Origin of the sequence: Sporolactobacillus shoreae (assembly GCF_004684935.1) — a bacterium.
In the GTDB taxonomy this organism is placed as follows: Bacteria; Bacillota; Bacilli; order Bacillales; family Sporolactobacillaceae; genus Sporolactobacillus; species Sporolactobacillus shoreae.
Map to the genome: position 1 here is coordinate 1 of NZ_SRJD01000063.1, position 1389 is coordinate 1389.

The window sequence follows — 1389 nt, forward strand, 5'->3', positions numbered from 1 at the left end:
AGGAGTTAGTCTTTTAAGTGGACACGTCAGAATGGGATCCCATATGATTGTACTATCCTAAAAAAGGGCGTGTTCGAAAATGGCTTTTGATTCGGAGTACCGAGAATATGTCGCCAAATTGGTCGTTGAGGATCGAAGAGGGGTCTTGGAAGTCTGTCGAGAACTGGAGTTGTCCAGCACGACAGTAACCCGCTGGGTGGCAAAGTATCGGGAGAAATTGTCCCGGAACAACAAGGCACCCTATCGGACCCAGAAGGAACTGGAACAGGCGGAAAAACAGCTTTTGAAAAAGATTGACCGGCTGAAAGAGGAGAATGACATCTTAAAAAAAGCTATGCACATCTTCACGCAAGACCAGCCATAAGGTACAGGTTCATTGAAGCTCATCGAGATGAACATTCTGTCGTGCTGATGTGCCAAATTCTAAACGTATCGAAGAGCGGCTACTATAAGTGGGCCAATGACGAACGACAGAACAAGCAGACGGAGCGCGAGCAGTATCGCGCAACCCTGAAACGGAAAATCAAGTATTATTTTGACCAGAAAGAGCAGCGGTATGGCAGTCCGCGTATTTATCGCTACTTGATCCGCAGGGGCTTTTGCGTTTCGCTCAAGACGGTGGCGCGCTATATGAAGGCGATGGGATTGAAGGCCGTGCCGGAACACCGATATGTTGTGACCACCGACTCCAACCACGATCTGAGGGTCTACCCGAATCTGTTAAACCGCCAGTTCCACCAGGAAGCGCCCAACCAGGCCTGGGTCACGGATATGACCTATATCTGGACACTTGAGGGGTGGGTGTACCTGGCTTCGGTGATCGATTTGTTCTCCCGAAAAGTGGTCGGCTGGCACATGGCACCGACCATGACCCGAGAACTCCCGTTACAGGCACTTAAGCTGGCCATTCACAAACGGAAGCCAGGTGAGGGGTTGATTCATCACTCTGACCGAGGCTCTCAGTACTGCTCCAATGATTACATCGATGAGTTGAAACAGGCCAAGATGCAGATCAGTATGAGCCATAAGGGCGACCCATACGACAATGCCTGCATGGAGTCCTTTCATGCCACGCTGAAGAAGGAGCTGGTTTACCGCCGTCGGTTCATCACACGGGCGGAGGCCATCCAGTCGATCAATCACTACATCCATGATTACAACACAAAGCGGATGCATTCCACTCTGGACTATTGGTCACCCAGTCAATTTGAGGCCATGTACCTGAGGAACCAGGCAGGATAAGGCCCGAAAGTAACCCAAAGGGGTTCCGTCATGAATAGTCGGCTCTGGGACTGTTCATGACGGAAGCCAGACCAAGCGTAGCGCGGTAGGCTTTGAAGCACAGTAAAGTTCATTTTTAAGTGTCCATTTTCTTGACAGAACTTCATA

At 50.2% G+C, this 1389-nt stretch carries 2 protein-coding genes; both read left to right on the forward strand.

What is annotated here, in order from left to right; genetic code table 11:
- Nucleotides 1-79: 79 nt before the first annotated feature.
- The gene (locus E4665_RS17995; protein WP_135350180.1) at nt 80-364 is read left to right on the forward strand and encodes a transposase; all 285 of its coding nucleotides are present in this window, start codon (nt 80-82) and stop codon (nt 362-364) included.
- Nucleotides 365-375: 11 nt separating this feature from the next.
- Nucleotides 376-1242, forward strand: coding sequence for an IS3 family transposase (locus E4665_RS18000; protein ID WP_241654976.1), 867 nt, complete (start codon nt 376-378; stop codon nt 1240-1242).
- Nucleotides 1243-1389 lie beyond the last annotated feature (147 nt).